The organism is Mycobacterium sp. PTI7 (genome assembly GCF_056679845.1).
The window spans coordinates 3,730,679-3,747,252 of sequence record NZ_CM155252.1; the positions used below are offsets into that span (position 1 = coordinate 3,730,679).

The following is a 16,574-nucleotide window of genomic DNA, read 5'->3' on the forward strand; positions in this document are numbered from 1 at the left end:
CGTGGACGCCAGGCGGATCGTCGAACGCGTGATGGACGAGTGGCGCGCCGGGATCGACGCCCACGACCCCGATCGCGTCGCCGCGACGTTCACCCCGGACGCCGTGTTCCAGGGACTGCGCCCGTACGGCGTCGGACGCGACGCGGTGCGCGACTACTACGAGTCACAGCCCGCCGGGATGGCGGTCACCTATCGGGTACTCGAAAGCCGTTCCCTGGCAGACGACGTCGTGACCGGGTACCTGCGGGCGGCGTTCACCTTCGTGAGCGGGGACGCGTTGGACCTGAACGTCGGCGTCGTCCTCGCCCGACTGGGCGACGAGTGGCTCGTCGCCCAGTACCAGGCGTCCCGGGTGTGATCAGCCGCCGAGCACGCTGATCACGGGCACTGTCAGCGGTACCCCGATGCTCGTCAGACCAAGCTTGTCGGTCACGGCGAAGGTGACCGTGCGGACCCCGAGGCCCAGGAGTCCACCGGAGGTGTCGAACGTGACCGATCGCAGGGCCTCTTGGTACTGCGCGACGGTTGCCTCGCCGGACATCGTCAGAGTCCGTGTGGCGGGTGCGTAGGACCACGTAATGCCGCTGCCGATCGGCGGACTGGCGGCGAGGACGTCGTTGCCACCGATGCTCACCCCGACGTAGGTGATCGTCACCGAAGCGCCGGTCAACTTCGGAGAGTCGTCGAGGATGGCGAGGTTCGGGTCGAGGACCTTCGCCGGATCGCTGTTGACCAGGTTGATGTCGACCCCGACGAGGGACGAGACGACCAACGGTCGCGCGTTCGGCAGCACGGTGAGGAGCACGGGCAGTGATGCACTTGGCGCGTCGCCGGCGTCGACCACCGAGAACGACACGGTTCGTGCGATGAGGCCTACGTCCGTGCTCGAGAACGTCACCGAGCGCAACGCTTCCTGGTACTGCTCGACCGTCGCGGCACCCGTCAGCGTCAACGTTCCGGTCGACGCGTCATAGCCGACCGAGGTGATCAAACCGTGCCCGGGCGGGGTCCACGACAGCACGTCACCGGCAGTTCGTGACAGGGCATCGATGGAGATCTTGGCGCTCTTGATGGAGCCCGAGTCATCGATGATCGTCAACGTCGGCGACAGCACCTTCGGAAGATTTCCAATCGAGTACCCGAGGTTCACGATCGACGTCGTGATCACTGGCGGCACGTTGATCGGCAGCGCCGTCACCGTGATCGCCACCAGGCCAGCAGCGCTGGCGACGCCGTTGGCGGTCACGATGATCGACGCAGTCCGCACGCCCACCAGCGCCGTGGCGGTGGAGGTGAACGTCACCGTCTTCAGCGCCGCCTCGTAGTCGGCCACCGACTTGGACCCGGTCAGGGTGAGGACACCCGTCGACTGATTCCATTGGCCAGTAATGCCGTTGGCGTCCACGAACCCCAACGAGTCGGTCGTCGTGCCGTAACCCAGGCCACCGATGGTGACGGTCGCACCCGTCGCCGTCGTGCTGTCCAGATCGATGATCGTGACCACCGGGGTGAGCGCGGACGCGCCGCTGCCGGCGGTGTACAGCTTCACCGGTGTCGTCACGACGATCGACGGCACGTTCACCGCCGCAGGCGTCACCGTGATCGCCACCAGGCCAGGAGCGCTGTCGACACCGTTGGCGGTCACGACGATCGACGCCGTCCGCACACCGATGAGAGCCGTCGACGTCGAGGTGAACGTCACCGCCTTCAGTGCCGCCTCGTACTCCGCGAGCGTGCCGCTGCCCTGCAGCGTCAAGGTTCCGTTCAGCGAATTCCACGTGCCCGTAATGGCAGTGACCGGCGTCAGTGCCAGCGAGTCGGTCCCGGCGTCATACCCCGCCCCGATGGTGACCGTCGCACCCGTCACCGTGCCGCTGTCCACGTCGATGATCGTGACCACCGGACTCAACACCGACGCACCACTACCCGCGGTGTACAGCTTCACCGGCGACGTCGTCACGATCGACGGCACGTTGATCACCGCAGGCGTCACCGTGATCGCCACCAGCCCCGGCGCACTGTCTACGCCGTTGGCGGTCACCACGATCGACGCGGTCCGCACACCGATGAGAGCCGTCGAGGTCGACGTGAACGTCACCGTCCGCAGCGCCGCCTGATAATCCGCCAGCGGCTTCTCCCCGCTGAGGGTCAATACACCAGTCGTCGAGTTCCACGAGCCGGTGATGCCGTTGGCATTCGCGAAGGCCAGTGAGTCGGTTCCCGGGTCGTATCCGACCCCGAGGGTCACGGTCGCCTTGGTCACCGTGCCCGAGTCGAGGTCGACGATCGTCACGGCCGAATCCAGCGGCGAGGCACCACTTCCGGCGCCGTACAGCTTCACCGGCGTCGTCACGACGATCGACGGCACGTTCACCGTCGCAGGCGTCACCGTGATCGCCACCAGACCGGGCGCACTGCTGACACCGTCAGCCGTCACCACGATCAATGCCGTCCGCACGCCCACCAGGGCCGTCGAGGTCGACGTGAACGTCACCGTCCGCAGCGCGTCCTGATAAGCCGGTAGCGACCTCTCTCCGGTGAGGGTCAACACACCGGTCGTCGAATCCCATGAGCCGGTGATGCCGTTGGCATTCACGAAGGCGAGCGAGTCGGTGCCCGGGTCGTACCCCACGCCGATGCTGACCGTCGCACCCGTCACCGTGCCGCTGTCGAGGTCGATGATCGTGACCACCGTGCTCAACGCCGACGGACCGCTGCCGGCGGTGTACAGCTTCACCGGCGTCGTCGTGACGATCGAGGGGACGCTGACACTCAGCGCGTTCACGACGATCGCCACCAGACCGGGCGCACTGCTGACACCGTCGGCCGTCACGACGATGGACGCCGCCCGCACGCCCACCAGGGCTGCCGACGTCGACGTGAACGTCACCGCCTTCAGTGCCGCCTCGTACTCCGCGATGGAACCGCTGCCCTGCAGGGTCAGAGTTCCGGTCACCGAATTCCACACACCGGTGATGTCGTTGACCGGCGTCAGCGCCAACGAGTCGGTCCCGGCGTCGTACCCCGCGCCGATGGTGACCGTCGCGCCCGTCACCGTGCCGCTGTCCACGTCGATGATCGTGACCACCGGGCTCAGCACGGAGGCGCCACTCCCGGCGGTGTACAGCTTCACCGGAGCAGTCGTGATGATCGACGGCACGTTCACCACGGCCGGTGTCACGGTGATCGCCACCAGCCCCGGCGCGCTCGCCACGTCGTCGGCCGTCACGACGATCGACACCGTCCGCACGCCCACCAGGGCCGTCGAGGTGGAACTGAAGGTCACCGACTCCAACGCGGTCTCGTAGGCCGCGAGGCTGCCGCTGCCCGTCAGCACCAGCGTCCCCGTGGCGGCGTTCCACGCACCGGTGATGCCGTTCGCGTCGATCAAGGTCAACCTGTCGGCACCAAGGTCGTACCCGCCGATGGAGACGACCGCCTTGGTGATCGTGTCCGAGTCCACGTCGACGATCGTCACCGCCGGACTCAGCACGGACGCAGCACTTCCCGCGGTGTACAGCTTCACCGGAGTCGCCACCACCACCGACGGCACGCTGCCCAGGATCGGCAGATCGACGACGGTCACCGCGACCACACCGGGCACGCTCGGCGTGCCGTCGGCGGTGAGCACGATCGACAGGATCTTCTCCCCGACGGTCGCGTCGGAGGCGAACGTCACCGTCCGCAGCGCGGCCTGATAGGCGTCGATCGTCGCGGCACCCGTCAGCCTCAGCGTTCCCGTCTGGCTGTCCCAGTTGCCCTGAATTCCGTTGGCATCGAGGAAGGCCAGTCGATCCGTCTGTGCGCTGTAGGTGAGCGGATCGAACGTGATCGTCGCTCCGGTGGCCGTCGTCGAGTCGGCGTCCACGATTCGGATCGATGCGTCGAGGACGACGGGCGAGCCGCCGCCGGTGTAGACCTTGACGGGCGTAGTGGCCACCACCGACGGCACGCTCGACGGCAGGCCGAGGACCGTGACCGCGACCAGGCCGGGCAGGCTCGGCGCCCCGGACGTGTCCGTCGCGATGATCGACACGGTGCGCAGACCCACCACGGCGTCCGAGGTGCTCGCGAACCTCACCGCCCTCAGCGCGTCCTGGTATTGCGCGACGGTGGCCTCCCCCGACAGCGTCAAGGTGCCGGTGCTCGCATTGAAGACGGCGGTGATCGGGTTGTTCGTGAGCGGGCCGAGCATCAGGACGTCGCGGCCGGCGGCGAGTCCGGTGGTGATGGTGACCGTCGCGCCGCTCAGCCTCGGCGAGTTCAGGTCGACCACGGTCAGCAGCGGGTTGAGTGCGACGGGCGGGTTCCCCGCAGTCACGATGGGTCCGACCGGCACGGTCACGACCAGCGGCGGCACGTTGGCACCGAGCATCGCCACGGCCACCAGCGCCGGCAGGCTCGAAAGGTTCTGCGTGTCGGTGACGGTCACCAGCACCGCTTTGGCTCCGACCAGCTGCGCCGCCGCGCTCGCGAACGTCACTGCGCGCAGGGCCTGCTGGTACTGCGCGACCGTCGCCTCGCCCGACAGGGTGAGGGTGCCGGTCGTCGCATCGAACGTTCCGGCGATCGGGTTGCCAGTGATCTGCGTGAACGCGAGGACGTCGCCCTGCACGTATCCGACCGAGATCTTGACCGTCGCGTTGGAGAGCTTCGGCGAGTCGACGTCGGTGACGAGGATCCCCGAATCCAACACCACCGGTGGCTCGTTCGGCGTCACGATGGGCCCGACCACCGACGTCGACACCACGGGCGCCACGCCGATCGCGGAACCCACGACCGTGACGGCGACCGTCTTGACGATCGTGTCGGGTTGCGCGATGCCGATGAATCTCGAGAAGCACTCGAGGACGCCTTGCACCAGCCCGAAGATGCCGGGCAGGTGCATCTCGGGACCGTCGCTGATCGTCACCTTGAAGGAGTCGACGATCCCGCCCGCGGGGACCGCCGCGTTGGGCGTGTAGGTGTACGTCCCATTGGGGTTGATGACGACGGTGCCGAACTGCCCCTGCTGGGTCACCGTGGCGGTGAGCGGATCGCCGTTGGGGTCGACGGCATTGAGGTTGCCCGTGACGACCCCGGTGAGCGACTGGCCCGTCTGGATCGGAACCGCGACCGGACTCCGGTTGAAGAAGGTGTGCTCGATTTCCCTGCGTACCCAGGCCAATACGGCCCACAGTCCCGGCATCGCCACCGGCGCTGCCGGGCCGGGAACCAGGAACGGCGCGAGCAACGAGCCGACGAAGCCCGTGAACATGTTGACCACGGCACCGGGTACCGCCAGCAGGGCCGACAGTGGATCGGCAGGCGGCGGCGGAACCACAAGTGAGCTGAAGGTGGTCGCTCCGAAGGTGGACGGCGTCTCCTCCGGCTCCGTCGTGGACGCCATCGAGACGTCGTCGGCGGCCGCCGGTCGAAGGGCGGTGTGCACCGCGTCGCTCGTCGGAGCGGACGGCGCAGAGTGGTCACTACCCGTTCCGCCGGTGTCGGTGTTCGCCTCTGCCGCAGGGGGATCGGGAACGATGATCGGTGCGTCGACCTCGACGGCCGGCGGTTCGGGTGACTCTCCGACCGGGGATTCGACGATGGGGTCCTCGACGATGGGAGCGTCGACGGATGGCACGTCCTCGGTATCCGTCGGGTCCGACCCGGCGGCCGGAGCATCCAGCGCGGACGTGCCCGCCGCATCCCCCGTCCCGTTGGGGCCGTACGTCGACGTGTGCGCACCACCCGAGCTGGCGACGTTCATGGTGGGCGCGTCGGTGCCGGTGCTCGCCGTCGGGGAGGTCGGGGAGGTCGGGGACGACGTCGACGGAGCCGTGTCCGCCTCCGTCGCGCCGGAGGAGGTCGCGACGCCGGTGGCCGCTCCCCCACTGGAGGCCGACGGACCCGCCCCGGCTCCGGACTCACTCGCCGTCGCGGTGGAGTCGGAATCGGAATCCGTGTCGGCGAAGGCAACGCCTGGCGAGGCGGCAACGGCCATGCCGACGCCGAGCGACACGGCGAGTGCGCCGACCCGACCGACGTACCTCGAGTACCCGGCCGTGGCCTTGGCTGCTGCGTGCCTGGGACCCGCGGACGTGCCGCCGTCCAAGACCTTCGACGCCCACACCGCCGGGTACGCCGAGTCTCCCGTGCGCGACCGTCCCACGCGGTGCTTAGAGGTGTTAGCGCACATTCATCCGTCTCCAGTCGTCTCGTACCGCCAGCCCCGAACGCCTTGCCAGCCACTGCGGGATCGAGACCAGGACCTCGACGGAATCGCCCGATGGCGTCGTCGTGGTTCGTACCGCTCCGAAGGTGTCTGCCGCCGGCTCCGATGAGGTTGCTGAACGGCGTCGGCGGTCGCTCATTGCCGCGAGCGTAAACGGGAGTTTGGCTAGCTCAGGTAATTTTTGCCGACGTCAATACAGACTCGTTGCAATCGCAACGACCACGCAAAGGAGCCAGGGTCGACATGGGCCGCAAACGCAGCTACAAGCGCTTTTGACGGTACTGACAGTTAATCCCCCATGACCACTTTTCGGCCCTGAAGCTGACCGCGAGGCGTGCCGCGCGCTTCGCATGGACCCACTCGACGGACGTGCCGATCCCGTGACGGTGCCCGCGGCACCGGTCGGACGACGGTTGACGGGAGGTTGCTCGGGTGAACGGTCGTACCCGCCTGCGGTCAGCTGAGCGCGGGGATGACCTCGCGCTCGAACAGCTCGATGCCGGACCGGTCGTAGGCAGCCTCCGGGAAATAGAGGATGGCGTACTCACAGCCCAGGTTCTTGAGCCGGGTGAGACGCTCGACGATCTGCTCGGGCGTCCCGGCGGCAGATTCCGGCGAGGTGATCGTTGACAGCATCGCGTCGACGGCCTCCGGATTGGCCTTCGAGATCTGGCGCGACCGGATCCGCTCGACGCGCTCGGTCACCTCGGACTCCGAATGGGCAACCACCGCATTGAAGTTCGCGGAGCGCACGATGGCGCCGTAGTCGGTGCCCACATCGCGGCAATGCGCCTCCAGCACGTCCGACTTGTGCTTGAAGCCCTCCGGCTCCGACGTGAAGTTCGTGTACTGGGCGTACTTCGCGGCGATCTTCAGCGTCACCTTCTCGCCGCCGCCGGCGATCCACAGCGGAATGCCGTTCTCCTGCAGGGGCTTCGGGGCCACGATGGCCCCGTCGACCTGATAGTGCTTGCCGTCGAAGCTGACTCGACCGTCGCGCCACGCGTCCCGCATGATCTGTACGCCCTCGTCGAGGCGCCCCAGCCGGACACCCGCCGACGGGAAGCCGTACCCGTAGGCGCGCCATTCGTGCTCGTACCACCCGCCGCCGATGCCCATCTGGACACGGCCGCCGGAGATGATGTCGGCGGTCGCAGCCACCTTCGCCAGATACACCGGATTGCGGTAGCTCATCGCCGTGCACATCTGACCGAGCTTGATCCGCGAGGTGATCGCCGCGTAGGCCGACATCAACGACCACGCCTCGTGCGTCGCCTCGTCGGTGGGCACCGGCACCGTGTGGAAGTGGTCGTAGACCCACAGCGAGTCCCAGGCGCTGCCGTCGGCGTAGGTGGCGAGGTCGCGCATCACTCCCCACTGGCTGGCGGGAGGAATGTCGACGAGGTCGAGTCGCCAACCCTGCGGGATGAAGAGTCCGAAGCGCACGAGGCCCCACTCTAGGCCGGGGAATGACGGCCGTCGATGGTTCGCCGCAGGTCGGAGCGACGCCCCAAATCATCCCTTCGCCTTGATTTTGTCTGGGACGCCCAGGTGTCCGAGAATTGTCTACACTCGAATCGATTCATTCATTTGCGCGCGATTTCTTAGGGATCTTCATGACTGCTCGCACGAAGCGAATTCTGCTCACGCTCATTTCCGGCTCCGCGCTTGCCGTCGCTCCGATCGCGTTCGCAACCGTCGTCGTTCCTGCCACCAGCTCCGCCGACGAGTGCGCCGATGGGCAGCCGAGAGCCGCCGAGGCCAACCAGCCGTGCGGTGACCGTGGCCAGGCCAAGCCGCAGAGCGTCAGCTGCAACGACGGCCAGGTGGTCGACGCCGAGAACGGCAAGTGCGTCGCCCTGCTCGACGGCATCAGCAAGCAACTGCAGGCGCTCCCCGCGCCCCCGTCGCTCTCCGGCCTCGGTGGCGGCGGTGGCGTGGACGGCATCGGCGCCCTGGGATCGCTGCCCGGTGGCATCCCCTCGCTCGGCACGGTGAACCCGACCCTGGTCCTCCCCAGCGTCGGCTTCCAGGTGGTGCCGAACCTGAACGTGACGCCGGACCTCGGTCTCGGTGGCCTTCTGGCGGGAGCCGGCGCCGCCAACGCCCTGACCGCGCTGCCCGCGCCCGGCCTGCCCGCGCCGCCGGCGATCAACCCGCTCAACCCGCTGGGGCTTCCGCCCCCACCGGACCTGACGCCCGGTATCCCGCTGATCTGATCGGGTACCGCACGACGACGAACGCCGCCGAGGCAACTCGGCGGCGTTTCTCGTCTAGGCGACGAGCGGCACGGCGGGTCGACAGCGCGTGCCCGCGGCGTGCACGAGGGCGTCGTGTACCGCGAGGGCAGACACGACGTGGTGCCCGCCACGCCACCCGCAGCTGCACGATCCGTAGGACCTCACCAGCCCCTTGATCACCGACGCCAGGCCGATGACCGACATTGCCGTGGGCGACCCTCCCCGACGATCGGTACGGGCGGGCCTACTGGTGAGCACGCCGACGTCCTGCAGATTCAGGCCCACCAGCGGCTTCGGGCGGCTCAGCGTCGCGGCATCCAGCATGATTGCCAAAGCTAGCAGAGGTGTCCCAGTTTTGGGAGCCTCCGCAAGCGCACGTCGTCCACCTACCGGCACCGATCGGCGCATCAGCAAAGGGACAGTGGTTGCGACAAACCGACGTGCCGGGTGTTGTACCACGGTAACGGACGTGGGCGCCGTCCCCGTCGGCTTTGCCATGTCTGGAGACGCGTGTTGATCCGGTGGACGAAACCTGGCGGACGGGCGGGTTCCCTCGGCCGCAGGGTGGGGACACCCCGCCGCCCGTCGATCGGTAGCGTGCGCAGACGTGTCCCGCTCCCTCGACCTGTCCGCCGAGTCCCCACACGGCCTCGACCGGATCCGCGCGGCGTTCGACGACGACGAATACTGGCGCGCCCGGCTGGCCTTCGTCGACGGCGGTGCGCCCACGCTCGACACGTTGACCACCGACGCCGACGGCACGACGACCATGCAGATGTCGATGCGATTCGGCGGTGACCAGCTGCCGGGTCCGCTGCAGCGGCTGCGCCTGGCGGCGTTGCACGTCGTCCAGCGCGAGGAGTGGTCCGCGCTCGAGGATGACGAGGTCCGCTGCACGATCACCGTCGACGCTCCCCGCACGCCCATCTCCGGCCATGGGACGGTGACCCTGCACCCGGCGGGCACCGGCACCAAGCTCGTCGGCACGGCGGTCGTGGACGTGAAGGTGCCGATCATCGGCGGGGCGATCGCGGGCTTCATCGCCGGCCTGCTCGCCACCGGGATCGTCGACATCGTCCGCGTCACGGACACCTATCTCGACGGGGCCAACTGACCCCGAGCGGTCACCTGCCGTCGCTAGCCTGGCTGAATGGCACTCTCCAAGGACGATCGCGAAGCATTTCTGGCCGAGCCGCAGCACGTCGGCGCCCTGTCGGTATCGGCCGGCACCGACCGAGGACCGCTCACGCTGCCCATCTGGTACCAGTACTCCCCCGGCGGCGAACTGTGGGTGCTCACCGGAGCGGGCTCGCGCAAGCACCGCCTGATCGAGGCCGCCGGGCACTTCTCGCTGATGATCGACCGGGTCGAGCCGACCACGCGGTACGTGGCGGTGGACGGTCCGGTCAGCCGCATCGAACCCGGCACGGACGCCCAGATGGAGGAGGTCACCCGCCGCTACCTCGACGGCGAGGCCGCCGAGCGCTACCTCCAGTTCGCGAAGGACAACCTCGGCGAGCACGTCGCCATCTTCATGACGCCCGAGCACTGGCTGTCGGCGGACATGGGCTCGTTCTAGGGCGACGCACCGCCGACGCGTCTCAGCATGTGGACGGGCGCGAACCGCAGCCCACTCGCGCATCGGGCATTCACAGCTACCGGGCCGACGCCGGTCCGCGACATTGCTGCGGCCGGCACGGGGAATCCCGGGCGACGGCGAGGATTCGGCCAGCGACCGATCATCAAGATCAACCCTGCGACGTGGCTAACCAATTCACTTCATAGCTCATTAGCGCCGAGGTTCAGCAGTCTCGGACGACCCCCTGACCAGCTAAGTTACGAATCCGTAATGTGTCAGCAAGAGTCAGTGGACGTCGTCTGTCACTTTGTCCGATCTTGTTCCGCGCGCAACTTACCGATGGGTAAGTTTCAGCCGCTCGGGGGGGACCAGATGATCGAACGAAGGGATTCTCAACCGATATGTCCATGCACTTGGCCCTGCGGCCATACGTCACGGCAGGCATCGCACTCGTCGGCGCCAGCGTCATCGCGGTGGCACCCATCGCCCCTCACCCGGACGTGCCACTGCCCACCGTTCACCTGACCGCAGCCATCGACAATCCCATCGAGGTCTTCGCACCCGTGGTCGGCGCCGCGGGAACATGGCTGACCAACACCATCCAGAGCGAGATCGCCAATCCGTTCCCGATCCTGCAGCAGATCCTGACCAACCAGATCACCACGGCGGGACAGGTGCTGCAGGCCATCAACGCCGGCGGCGCCGCGCTGGGCGATCTCGCCGCCGGTCTGCCCGCCACCCTGCAGACCGCCCTCGGCAAGTTGTCGACGGGCGACGTCAACGGCGCCATCGACAGCATCATCGCCAGCGGCCTGAACCCGATCATCAGCTTGATCACCGGTGTGTGGACACCGCTGCAGGAGGTCCTGCAGCGACCGTTCGCAGTGGGACAGGCGCTCGTGCCCGCACTGTTCAACGCCGGCCTGAGCCTCGCGCTGGCGGCAGTCGCCTCGACCGTGGGCATCGGGTTCGACACGGGGCTGACGCCGCTGGTGCAGCAGATCGTCTCGAGCACGCAATCGGTGCTCACCGCCGTCACGACGCTCAATCCGATCAACGTGCTGAACGCGATCCAGCACGGGCTGGCGGACGTGGCTCTCAACGTCGTCGCCCAACTCGACAGCTTCACCACCGGCACACTCCCGTACATCCGCGACTCGCTCGTTGCGGCACTGCAGGCCACGCCGGCCGCCCCTCTGGCGGTGACGGCGGCGAACCTCGCCACCACGGTGGCGCCAGAAGCGTCGGCGCCCGCCCGCGCGGAGATCGAGAGTGGTTCCAAGGGAACGGTTTCCACACCCGCCGATTCGGACGCCGCACCGGCGGCGGAACCCGCCCCCGCGATCGAGGAGGACGCTGCCCAAGACCCAGTGGCAACCGAGACCGCGCCCGACACCACCACCCACGCAACCCCTGCGGTGGCGGCACCGGACGCCGAGGTCGCGGGATCCACGGCGAGCAGGCCCACGGGGCCGGTCGTCCGGGACAGCGTCAAGGCCGAGCCCGGCAAGGTCAGCACCGTCGCCAACGGCGGTGCGTCGTCACCGACCCCCGCCGCGGACCCGTCGACTGCGCCCGCCCAGGACCCGTCGGACGAGTCGAGCGCCGGGCCCGGTGCGACCACGGGCCCAAGTGACACGGGTTCGGGTGACGCGAGCAGCGGCAGTGACTCCGACGCCGGCGGATCGGGAGGCGACGCCTGATCCCGTGAGACGCGAAAAGCCCCGAATCCGCGACGGATTCGGGGCTCTTCGGGCCTCCGACTAGCTGGTGAGCGAGGCGGGCGGGGTGAACCGCTCGCCGTACTTCTCGGCCAGTTCCTGGGCGCGCGCCACGAAGGCCGCCTTGCCCACGCCGCCGGCACCCTCGTAGCCGACGATGAACTGCGCGCTACCACCGGTGTACGGCGGGAAGCCGATGCCCATGATCGAGCCGATGTTCGCGTCCGCGGTCGACATCAGCACGCCTTCGTCGATGCACTTCTGCGTCTCGAGCGCCTCGGCGAACAGCATCCGATCGATCATGTCCTGCAACGGGATCGACGCGGTACCGGAGTTGAACGTCTCCGTGAGGCCCTCCCACAGTCCGGTCCGCTTGCCGTCCACGTACTCGTAGAAGCCCGCGCCCTTGAGACGCGACGGACGACCGATCTCGATCATCTTCTCGACGACGGACTCGGCAGGGTGCGGCTCGTAGGTGCCGCCCGCGTCCTCGATGCCCTTGCGGCTGGCGACCGCGATCTTGTGCATCAGTTCGAGGTTGAGTTCGTCGGACAGCTGCAGGGGCGGTGCCGGGTAGCCGGCCTGCGAACCCGCCTGCTCGATGCTGGCGGGGATGACGCCCTCGCCCAGCATCGCCAGTGCCTCGTTGACGAACGTGCCGATGACGCGGCTGGTGAAGAAGCCGCGGCTGTCGTTGACGACGATCGGCGTCTTGCCGATGGCCAGCGTGTAGTCGAACACGCGGGCCAGCGCCTCGTCAGAGGTCTTCTCGCCCTTGATGATCTCGACCAGCGGCATCTTGTCGACCGGTGAGAAGAAGTGGATGCCGATGAAGTCGTCCTGACGCTTCACCCCGGCCGCGAGACCGGTGATGGGCAGCGTCGAGGTGTTGGACCCCAGCAGCGCGTTGGGCTCCACGATGTCCTCGATCTCCTGGAACACCTGGTGCTTCAGCTCGACCGACTCGAACACCGCCTCGATGACGAAGTCGACGCCCGCGAAGTCCGCCGGATCGGCGCTGGGCGTGATGCGGGCCAGCAGCGCGTCCGACTTCTCCTGCGTGGTGCGACCGCGCTCGAGCGCCTTGGCCTCGATCTTCTCCGAGTAGTTCTTGCCCTTCTCGGCGGCCTCGATGGTGACGTCCTTGAGCACCACGTCGAATCCGGCCTTCGCCGAGACGTAGGCGATGCCCGCGCCCATCATGCCCGCGCCCAGCACGCCGATCTTGGTGATCGGGGTCTTGCCGATGCCGTCGGGACGCGAACCACCCGAGTTGATGTACTGGAGGTCCAGGAAGAACGCCTGGATCATGTTCTTCGCGACCTGGCCGGTGACCAACTGCGTGAAGTAGCGGCTCTCGATGCGGCTGGCGGTGTCGAAGTCGACCTGCGCACCCTCGACGGCTGCGTCGAGGATCGCCCGCGGTGCCGGCATCGGCGCACCCTTGAGCTGCTTCTTGAGCAGAGCCGGGAACGACGGCAGGATGCCCGCCAGTCCTGGCGAGGCGGGGGTGCCGCCGGGCATCTTGTAGCCCTTGGCATCCCACGGCTGGGTGTGGCTGTCGGGGTTGGCCTTGATCCACGCCTTGGCGGCGGGCAGCAGTTCCTCGACGGAGCCGACGAGGTCGTCGACCAGTCCGGTCTCCTTGGCCTTGGCCGGCTTGAAGCGCGTGCCCTGGCTCAGGATCTCCATGAAGGCCTTCTGGATGCCGAACATGCGCACGGTGCGGGTGACGCCGCCGCCGCCGGGGAGCAGACCGAGGGTGACCTCGGGCAGGCCGATCTGGCTGCCCTTGACATCGGCCGCGATGCGGTGGTGACACGCAAGCGCGATCTCCAGACCGCCGCCGAGCGCCGCACCGTTGACCGCGGCGACGACGGGCTTGCCCAGCGTCTCGAGCGCGCGCAGGTCACGCTTGACGGCCTCGACCATCTCGAACGCCTCGGCAGCGTTCTCCGGGCCCAGGTTGATCATGCCCTTGAGGTCACCGCCGGCGAAGAAGGTCTTCTTCGCGCTGGTGATGACGACGCCGGTGATCGAGTCCTTCTCTGCCGCAAGCCGTTCCACGGCGTTGTGCATGGACTCCTGGTAGTGCTCGTTCATCACGTTGGCCGACCCGGTGGGGTCGTCCAGCGTCAGGGTGACGATGCCGTCGGCATCCTGGTCCCACTGAATGGTGTTCTCTGCCATGGTCCTACACCCTCTCGATGATGGTCGCGACACCCATGCCGCCGCCGATGCACAGCGTGATGAGCGCGCGGCGCGCACCGCGGCGCTCGAGTTCGTCGACCATGGTTCCGGTGATCATGGCGCCGGTGGCGCCGAGCGGGTGGCCCATCGCGATGGCGCCACCGTTGACGTTGAGCTTCTCGTCGGGGATGTTCAGGTCCTTCTGGAACTTGAGCACCACCGAGGCGAAGGCCTCGTTGAGTTCGAACAGGTCGATGTCGTCGACGGTCAGACCCGCGCGGTCGAGCACCTTCTTGGTGGCGGGCGTCGGGCCGGTCAGCATGATGACGGGGTCGGCGCCGCTGGTGGCGGTGGCCACGATGCGGGCGCGCGGGGTCAGGCCCTGCGACTGTCCGGCCTTCTCGCTGCCGACGAGCACCAGCGCGGCGCCGTCGACGATGCCGGAGCTGTTGCCGCCGGTGTGCACGTGGTTGATGCGCTCCACGTAGTGGTACTTCTGCAGCGCCACGTCGTCGAAGCCGCCCATCTGGCCGACTGCGTCGAACGCGGTCTTCAGCTTGGCGAGGCCCTCGAGGCTGGAGTCGGGGCGCATGTGCTCGTCGTGGTCGAGGACGACGAGGCCGTTCTGGTCCTTCACGGGGATGACGGACTTGGCGAAGTAGCCGCCCGACCATGCGGCCGCGGCCTTCTCCTGGCTGCGCAGCGCGTAGGCGTCGACGTCGTCGCGGGTGAAGCCCTCGATGGTGGCGATCAGGTCGGCGCCGATGCCCTGCGGGACGAAGCCGATGCGGTAGTTGGTCTCGGGGTCGGTGGCCCACGCGCCGCCGTCGGAGCCCATGGGGACGCGGCTCATCGACTCGACGCCACCGGCGAGCACCAGGTCGTCCCAGCCGGAGCGGACCTTCTGGGCGGCGGTGTTGACGGCCTCGAGGCCCGACGCGCAGAAGCGGTTGAGCTGGAAGCCGCCGGTGGTCTCGGGGAGCTTCGCGACGAGCGCGGCGGTGCGGGCGATGTCGCCGCCCTGGTCGCCGACGGGCGAGACGACGCCGAGGATGAGGTCGCTGATCAGGTTCTCGTCGAGGTCGGGATGACGAGTGCGCAGTTCGTCGATCAGGCCGACGACGAGGTTGACGGGCTTGATCTCGTTGAGGGCTCCGTTGCGCTGCTTGCCGCGCGGTGTGCGGATCGCCTCATAGATGAAGGCTTCTTCGGACATGTCTGACTCTCCAGGTCCTGGGGTGTATGGATACGCAGACTTCCCCTACTACAGAAGCCCGGCGTGGAGGATGATCCTCGCGGTGCGAGCCTATCAGCCTCACCCAACCCGTTGGTTGGGCGCTTGCCCAGCGTCCCGGGGCCGTCGAGAGTGAGCCCACTGCGACGATCGCGCGGATTCCTCGCAGTGGCGTCACGCTCGGCCCAGCGCCCGCTCACCCCACCTCGCCAACAGACGCGAACTCCCCTGTTTCGCCAGGAAACAGGGGAGTTCACGTCTTGTCGCGGGAGAAGCGTCAGGCGGTCTGGGGCTGCTCCACCTCGGTGAGGGTCGGGTAGTCGACGTACCCGGCGGGCCCGGGCGCGTAGAACGTCGCGACGTCGGGCTCGTTGAGTTCGGCGCCCAGCACCAGCCGGTCGATCAGGTCGGGGTTGGCCAGGAACGCCCGGCCGAACGCGGCGGCGCTGATCGCACCCCAGCCGGCCAGCGACTCCATCTGGCAGAAGTCCGTCTCGACCTCTCGGCCGGTGTTGAGCACCAGCGCGCCCTCCCAGACGGCCCGGATCACGCCGAACTCCGCCGACGACGGCTCGATCAGCACGTGCAGGTAGCCCAGCCCCAGCGGCGAGATGCGGCGCAGCAGCGCCTCGTAGGCGTCGACGGTGTTGACCTCGCTCATGTCACCGGCGGTGTTCCCGGGCGAGATGCGCAGGCCCACGCGGCCGGCACCGATCTCGTCGGCCACGGCCTCGACCACCTCGGCGGTCAGCCGGGCGCGGTTCTCCGGCGATCCGCCGTAGACGTCGGTGCGCTGGTTGACGACGTCGGAGAGGAACTCGTGCAGCAGGTAGCCGTTGGCCGAGTGGATCTCGACACCGTCCATGCCCGCGTCGACGGCCCGGCGGGCGGCGCGGCGGAAGTCCTCGACGATGGGCGCGATCTCGGCGGTCGCGAGTGCGCGGGGCACCGGCAGCTGCTGCTTGCCCGTCGGGGTGTGGGTGACGGTGTCGGCCGCGATGGCCGACGGGCCGACGGTCTCGACGCCGCCGATGTCGGGGTGGCCCATCCGGCCCACGTGCCACAGCTGCACGAACATGCGGCCGCCCGCGTCGTGCACGGCGGTGGCGATCTCCGCCCACTTCTCCTGATGGCGATCGGTGTGGATGCCCGGCGTGTTCATGTACGCGCCGTTCGACTCCTTCGACACGGCCGTCGCCTCGGAGATGATCAGGCCCGCCGCCGCACGCTGGGAGTAGTACTGGGCGGCGAGGTCGGACGGGGTGCCGTCGGCCTGTGCGCGCGATCTGGTCAACGGCGCCATGAAGATTCGATTCTCGACCGCTGTCTCGCCGATCCGGGTGGGCTTGAGCAGGGCCGCGTCGGCCGCCAGCGTGAAGGTCATGACGCCCACAGC

General features: G+C 68.2%; 11 protein-coding genes. 5 read left to right on the forward strand and 6 right to left on the reverse strand.

All coding sequences use genetic code 11. The features are described 5' to 3' along the window. Position 1 precedes the first annotated feature (1 nt). Positions 2 to 358, forward strand: coding sequence for an SgcJ/EcaC family oxidoreductase (locus AC1MEY_RS17950; protein ID WP_480226791.1), 357 nt, complete (start codon positions 2 to 4; stop codon positions 356 to 358). On the opposite strand, the gene AC1MEY_RS17955 is transcribed toward AC1MEY_RS17950, so the two are convergent. Further along, positions 359 to 6,151, reverse strand: a complete 5,793-nt coding sequence (locus AC1MEY_RS17955; RefSeq protein ID WP_480226792.1) for a beta strand repeat-containing protein — start codon at positions 6,149 to 6,151, stop codon at positions 359 to 361. It abuts the gene before it with no gap. A gap of 519 nt (positions 6,152 to 6,670) precedes the next feature. After that, a complete protein-coding gene (locus AC1MEY_RS17960) occupies positions 6,671 to 7,660 on the reverse strand; it encodes a TIGR03560 family F420-dependent LLM class oxidoreductase (RefSeq protein WP_480226793.1) in 990 nt (329 codons plus the stop codon). Between the two features lie 170 nt (positions 7,661 to 7,830). Here AC1MEY_RS17960 and AC1MEY_RS17965 point away from each other — a divergent pair, with 170 nt between their 5' ends. Next, positions 7,831 to 8,433, forward strand: a complete 603-nt coding sequence (locus AC1MEY_RS17965; RefSeq protein WP_480226794.1) for a hypothetical protein — start codon at positions 7,831 to 7,833, stop codon at positions 8,431 to 8,433. Positions 8,434 to 8,487: 54 nt separating this feature from the next. Here the strand turns inward: AC1MEY_RS17965 and AC1MEY_RS17970 are convergent, their stop codons facing one another. Further along, positions 8,488 to 8,778, reverse strand: coding sequence for a hypothetical protein (locus AC1MEY_RS17970; RefSeq protein WP_480226795.1), 291 nt, complete (start codon positions 8,776 to 8,778; stop codon positions 8,488 to 8,490). 283 nt (positions 8,779 to 9,061) lie between these two features. Here AC1MEY_RS17970 and AC1MEY_RS17975 point away from each other — a divergent pair, with 283 nt between their 5' ends. From AC1MEY_RS17975 to AC1MEY_RS17985, 3 genes are all read left to right on the forward strand, one after another. Beyond that, complete coding sequence (locus AC1MEY_RS17975; RefSeq protein ID WP_480226796.1) at positions 9,062 to 9,568, forward strand: DUF2505 domain-containing protein; 507 nt, start codon at positions 9,062 to 9,064, stop codon at positions 9,566 to 9,568. 36 nt (positions 9,569 to 9,604) lie between these two features. Further along, the gene (locus AC1MEY_RS17980; protein WP_480226797.1) at positions 9,605 to 10,033 is read left to right on the forward strand and encodes a pyridoxamine 5'-phosphate oxidase family protein; all 429 of its coding nucleotides are present in this window, start codon (positions 9,605 to 9,607) and stop codon (positions 10,031 to 10,033) included. Between the two features lie 407 nt (positions 10,034 to 10,440). Continuing rightward, positions 10,441 to 11,736 (forward strand): hypothetical protein, encoded by a 1,296-nt coding sequence (locus AC1MEY_RS17985; protein WP_480226798.1) that lies wholly within the window; start codon positions 10,441 to 10,443, stop codon positions 11,734 to 11,736. A gap of 60 nt (positions 11,737 to 11,796) precedes the next feature. Here AC1MEY_RS17985 and AC1MEY_RS17990 read toward each other — a convergent pair whose 3' ends face one another. The 3 genes from AC1MEY_RS17990 to AC1MEY_RS18000 form a co-directional block, all read right to left on the reverse strand. Continuing rightward, entirely contained in the window at positions 11,797 to 13,944 is a 2,148-nt protein-coding gene (locus AC1MEY_RS17990) for a 3-hydroxyacyl-CoA dehydrogenase NAD-binding domain-containing protein (protein ID WP_480226799.1), read from the reverse strand. Positions 13,945 to 13,948: 4 nt separating this feature from the next. Continuing rightward, positions 13,949 to 15,160 (reverse strand): acetyl-CoA C-acetyltransferase, encoded by a 1,212-nt coding sequence (locus AC1MEY_RS17995; protein WP_480226800.1) that lies wholly within the window; start codon positions 15,158 to 15,160, stop codon positions 13,949 to 13,951. Between the two features lie 295 nt (positions 15,161 to 15,455). Continuing rightward, on the reverse strand, positions 15,456 to 16,562 hold the full coding sequence (locus AC1MEY_RS18000; protein WP_480226801.1) for an alkene reductase: 1,107 nt from the start codon (positions 16,560 to 16,562) through the stop codon (positions 15,456 to 15,458). Positions 16,563 to 16,574 lie beyond the last annotated feature (12 nt).